Origin of the sequence: Methylobacterium trifolii, assembly GCF_022179685.1 — a bacterium.
GTDB classification, from domain to species: domain Bacteria; phylum Pseudomonadota; class Alphaproteobacteria; order Rhizobiales; family Beijerinckiaceae; genus Methylobacterium; species Methylobacterium trifolii.
On the sequence record NZ_BPRB01000130.1, the window covers coordinates 1 to 4,770 of the forward strand.

Sequence of the window (4,770 nt, forward strand, 5' to 3'; positions counted from 1 at the left end):
AGCGCCGTATCCGGAGAGGGCGCTTCCCTCTCCCGACTTGGCTCGCGGGCCACCCTCCGCCGCAGAGGTGGGAGGGCCCGTGCGGGCTTCCTTCCAAGTCGCGCCATACCGGCCGCCTCACCGTTTTTGGATGCCCGACCGCACATGCTTCCCCCGATCGAGACCATCGTCGAGAACTTCGAATTCATCGACGATTGGGAAGAACGCTACCGCTACATCATCGAACTCGGGCGCATGCTGCCGCCGGCGGACGAGGCCCTGCATGCCGAGGCGAACAAGGTCCAGGGCTGTGCGAGTCAGGTCTGGCTCGATCTCGGCCTCGACGGGTCCGGCGGCGAGCCGCGCCTCCACCTGCGCGGCGACAGCGACGCCCATATCGTGCGCGGCCTCGTGGCGCTGATGGTGGCGCTGTTCGACGGGCAGACGCCGCGCAAGGCGGCCGAGACGGACGCCTTCGCCCTCTACACCCGCCTCGGCCTCGGCGAGCACCTCACCCCGCAACGCTCCAACGGCGTGCGCGCGATGGCCGACCGCATCCACCGCGACGCGACGCGGATGGCGGCCGAGGCGCCATGAGCCGGACGGGCGGCGGGTCGCCCGCCCCGGCGACGGGGTCGCGCCCCGCGATGCCGAGACTGCGGCCATGAGGCCGCCTCAGGCGCTGGCCCGCCACAGCCGCATCCGGGCGCGCTCCGGGCCGGAGGCCACGCGTTCGAGCCCGTAATGCTCCGCGAGCCGCCCCAGGGCGATGCGGACGACGACCTTGGCGGACCGTGCCGGCCAGCGCCGCTCCGTCTCGATGCGTTCCAGGCCCTTCAGGAAGCCGCAGAGGTCGATCAGCAGACCGGACAGGTCGTGGCCCACCGAATTCAGCGCCGCGCGCACCCGCTTGCGCGCCGAGAGGATCGCATCGGAGGCGCTCGCCGGATCGCGCGGGCCCGCGCCGTCGACCCGCGTCGCCCCCCAGTCCATGCCCATGCGCGGCAGCATCATCGCCGCCGTCAGGTCGCGGCGCAGGCGCTCTCCCGCCTCGACCGAGGCCGCGTCGAGGAGCGGCTCGCCGTCCCGCCCCCGCCGCCGCGCCATCCAGGCGATCGGGCTTTCCGAGGCGTCGCGCAGGCGCCTCTCGGGACCGGTGCCGCCTTCGCGCGTCAGGTCGAGGTTCTGCGCCAGGAACGGCACGGCGTCGCCATCCCCGGCCCGTCGCAGGCGGGCCCGGCCCGTCGCGTTGAGCATCAGGCGGCCGCGCGGGCCCGGCTCCCGCTCGGCGAGGTCGACGGCGACGAGCCGCTCGCCCGCCCGGAGCGGGAAGCGGCCGCCGCCCACCGAGACCCCGAGGCCGCCCACGCGAACGATCAGCATGGCCTCCTCGATCGGGTCCGGAAAGGCGTAGGCGCCGGCCGGTCCGAGGGCCGCGAGCAGGCGTTCGGCCTCGCGGTCCAGCGCCGTCCCGATGCGCGCGGCCTCGCCGGGGCGGGCGGCACGGGCGGAAGGCTGCTTTTTGTTCATGTTTTGTTCAAATCGCAACGTCAGGTGAACGAGCGCCGGGAACAGGGCTATCGGAAAGTCGTCCTACGTCAAGACTTGACAGATATCTGCCTGTGCATCGTCACGCTGTCGCCGGGCCGGTCGGCGGCCGTCTGAGGATCTCGGCGATCTCCGCCTCCGACTTGCCGCGGACCGCGTAGCCCAGGCCTTCGAGGCGGTCGATCAGCGCGTCGCTGTCGGCGGCCGTCCGGGCGGCCCATTCCGAGAGGACCGCGTTCGTGGCTTCGAGCTTGTCGGCCGGATCGTCGAGAGGCGGGCTCATCCTTGCGTAATGTCGAAAGCGACGGAGCGTTCCCGATGCGATGCGTCGAAACGTCCGGGCGCGCCGTGGATCCTCGTCGTGCAAGGGGCATGGAGGCACCGGTTCGTCGGGAACCGGCACCTCGGGCCTCAGGCCGCTCAGGCCGCTTCGTCGTAGTTCCCGGTCCGGGTCTGGCCCAGGCCGATCGCCTTGGCGAGGTCCGAGCGGGCCTTGGCGTAGTTCGGCGCCACCATCGGGTAGTCGGGCGGCAGGCCCCACTTGGCACGATACTGCTCGGGGCTGAGATCGTACTTGGCGCGCAGGTGACGCTTGAGCGACTTGAACGTGCGCCCGTCTTCCAGGCAGATGATATGCTCGGCCGTGACCGACTTCTTGATCGGAACCGCGGGCTGCAGCGGACCGGCCGGGGCCTTCGCCTCGACCGTCCCGCCCACGACCTGGACCAGGGCGGTGTGGATACGGACGATCAGCTGCGCCAACTCGCCCGGAGGGACCGGATTGTTGCTGACGTAGGCCGAGACGATGTCGGCCGCGAGCTCTACGTAATCGACCGTGCTGTCTGCTTCGTTCATGTTTGGAAAGGTCCCGGTAAGGCACTGCGGGCGATGGCTTCCGGCCCCTTGGTCATCGCGATCGACCTGGTACAAGGCGATGCTGCAGGTTCTCGCAGCAACGGCATTCCAGCCTGCAAGTGCTCTGTGATGTGCAGCGTCCCCTCTCGCCACGACACCTCTGTAGGACATCCGGAAACCGCTCGCAAGACGCGGAAATGGCATTCGGATACGTTCGCTCAACTTTAATGAACAATAGTTCACCTGCTTGGAACGGTCCGAAACCGTTCCTAAGAGCAGGCATCTCTGCAACTGACGACTGAGTATAACGTCAGCCCGCGCCGTCGTCGCCGTGCCGGGCCAAGACTTCAGCCGTGCCGGGCCAAGACCCGCGCCGGGAGACCCACGCCTCCGCCCTGGTCAATTGTGCCCATGACCGGCCGATCGTCCCGTGTCGATCGTCCCATGTGAATGATCCCTTGCCGGTTATCCCTTGCCGATCGTCCGCCCGCGCGTCACATCCGGCCGTCCCTGCTCCGGTGGAACCCTGGCGATGGCGTCCGAACCCGCTCGATTGATCCCTGCACCCGACGCGCCGGTCGCCGAGCGGCGGCCGCACGCCTTCACGGTGCATGGCCGCACCCTCACCGACGACTACGCCTGGCTGAAGGCCGCCAACTGGCAGGACGTGCTCAAGACGCCTTCCGTCCTGCCCGAGGACGTCGGCGCCTACCTCAGGGCCGAGAACGCCCATGCCGAGGCGGCCCTCGCCGCGGCCGGCCCGCTGCGCGACACCCTCGTCGCCGAGATGCGCGGGCGCATCCGCGAGGACGACAGCGGCGTCCCCGAACCCGACGGGCCCTTCGCCTACTACACCCGCCACCGCGACGGCGGGCAGCATCCCCTGATCTGCCGCCGCCCGCGCGGCGCGGCCGTGCCGGGCGACGACCCGGCGGGGGCGGCCGAGGAGACCATCCTCGTGGACGGCGACCGGGAGGGCGCGGGGCTGGCGTTCTTCGAGATCGCCGCCGCCGTCCATTCGGACGACCATGCCCGGCTGGCCTGGAGCGCCGACACCAAGGGATCGGAACTCTACACCCTGCGCGTGCGCGACCTCGCGAAGGGCCTCGACCTCGACGACCGGGTCGAGGCGACCTCGGGGGAGGCGGTCTGGGCGGGCGACGGCGCGGCCTTCTGGTACGTGGCGGTGGACGCCAACCACAGGCCGGCCCGCGTCATGCGCCACCGCCTCGGCACGCCGCAGGCCTCCGACGAGACGGTCTACACCGAGCGCGATTCCGGCTGCTTCGTGCATATCGGGCAGACGCAGTCGGGCGCCTTCCTCACGATCACGGCGAGCGACCACGAGACCTCCGAGGTCCACCTCGTCGACCGGCACGCGGACGGCGCCCCCCCGCGCGTGGTCCAGCCGAGGGAGCCGCTGCTGATCTATTCCGTCGAGCACCGGGGCGAGGCGCTCTTCATCCTGACGAACGCCGACGGGGCCGAGGACTTCAAGATCGTCACCGCCCCCCTCGACGCGCCCGGACGCGCGGGCTGGACGGACCTGGTGCCGCACCGGACCGGCGTGATGATCCGCCACCAGCACCTCCTGGCGGGGCACCTGGTCCGCCTCGAGATCGCGGAGGCCCGGCCGCGCATCATCGTGCGGGACCTCGATACGGGGGCGGAGCACGCCGTGGCCTTCGCCGAGGAGGCCTACTCGCTCGGCCTCCAGCCGGGGCACGAATTCGAGACGGCGGTGATCCGCTTCGTCTACTCGTCGATGACGACCCCGGCCGAGACCTGGGACTACGATTGCCGCAGCCGCGGCCGCACCCTGCGCAAGCGCCAGACCGTGCCGAGCGGGCACGACCCGGCCGCCTACGTCACCCGCCGGCTGTTCGCCACCGCGCCCGACGGGGCGCAGGTGCCGATCTCCCTGCTGCACCGGCGCGACCAGCCCCTCGACGGCACGGCGCCCCTGCTGCTCTACGGCTACGGCTCCTACGGCACGCTGATGCCGGCGGCCTTCCGCACCAACCTGCTCTCCCTGGTCGACCGCGGCTTCGTCTACGCCATCGCCCACGTCCGGGGCGGCACCGAGAAGGGCTGGCGCTGGTACCTCGACGGCAAGCGTGAGAAGAAGCCCAACACCTTCACCGATTTCGTCGCCTGCGCCCGCGCCCTGATCGGGGCCGGCTACACCGCGGAGACGCGGATCGTGGCCCATGGCGGCAGCGCCGGCGGCATGCTGATGGGGGCGGTGGCCAACCTCGCCCCCGAACTGTTCGCGGGCATCGTCGCCGACGTGCCCTTCGTGGACGTGCTCAACACCATGCTCGACGGCGACCTGCCGCTGACGCCGCCCGAATGGCCCGAATGGGGCAACCCGGCCGCGAGCGCGGC

General features: G+C 71.1%; 5 protein-coding genes. 2 read left to right on the forward strand and 3 right to left on the reverse strand.

The window, feature by feature from the left end; all coding sequences use genetic code 11:
• Positions 1 to 144 precede the first annotated feature (144 nt).
• On the forward strand, positions 145 to 576 hold the full coding sequence (locus tag COGEMETH_RS12710) for a SufE family protein (protein WP_238182964.1): 432 nt from the start codon (positions 145 to 147) through the stop codon (positions 574 to 576).
• A 78-nt stretch (positions 577 to 654) separates the two neighbouring features.
• On the opposite strand, the gene COGEMETH_RS12715 is transcribed toward COGEMETH_RS12710, so the two are convergent.
• From COGEMETH_RS12715 to COGEMETH_RS12725, 3 genes are all read right to left on the reverse strand, one after another.
• Entirely contained in the window at positions 655 to 1,509 is an 855-nt protein-coding gene (locus tag COGEMETH_RS12715) for a DUF6456 domain-containing protein (RefSeq protein ID WP_238182965.1), read from the reverse strand.
• A gap of 100 nt (positions 1,510 to 1,609) precedes the next feature.
• Complete coding sequence (locus COGEMETH_RS12720) at positions 1,610 to 1,810, reverse strand: hypothetical protein (RefSeq protein WP_238182967.1); 201 nt, start codon at positions 1,808 to 1,810, stop codon at positions 1,610 to 1,612.
• A 137-nt stretch (positions 1,811 to 1,947) separates the two neighbouring features.
• Complete coding sequence (locus tag COGEMETH_RS12725; RefSeq protein WP_238182969.1) at positions 1,948 to 2,382, reverse strand: Ros/MucR family transcriptional regulator; 435 nt, start codon at positions 2,380 to 2,382, stop codon at positions 1,948 to 1,950.
• A 532-nt stretch (positions 2,383 to 2,914) separates the two neighbouring features.
• On the opposite strand from COGEMETH_RS12725, the gene COGEMETH_RS12730 reads away from it, so the two are divergent.
• Positions 2,915 to 4,770: S9 family peptidase (locus COGEMETH_RS12730; protein ID WP_373875357.1), on the forward strand; the 1,856-nt coding region annotated here is incomplete at its 3' end.

Excerpts from the sequence above, each read along its gene's own strand:
- COGEMETH_RS12725 (WP_238182969.1), bottom strand. The coding sequence starts at position 2,382 with ATGAACGAAGCAGACAGCACGGTCGATTACGTAGAGCTCGCGGCCGAC.
- COGEMETH_RS12710 (WP_238182964.1), top strand. The coding sequence starts at position 145 with ATGCTTCCCCCGATCGAGACCATCGTCGAGAACTTCGAATTCATCGAC.
- COGEMETH_RS12715 (WP_238182965.1), bottom strand. The coding sequence starts at position 1,509 with ATGAACAAAAAGCAGCCTTCCGCCCGTGCCGCCCGCCCCGGCGAGGCC.
- COGEMETH_RS12720 (WP_238182967.1), bottom strand. The coding sequence starts at position 1,810 with ATGAGCCCGCCTCTCGACGATCCGGCCGACAAGCTCGAAGCCACGAAC.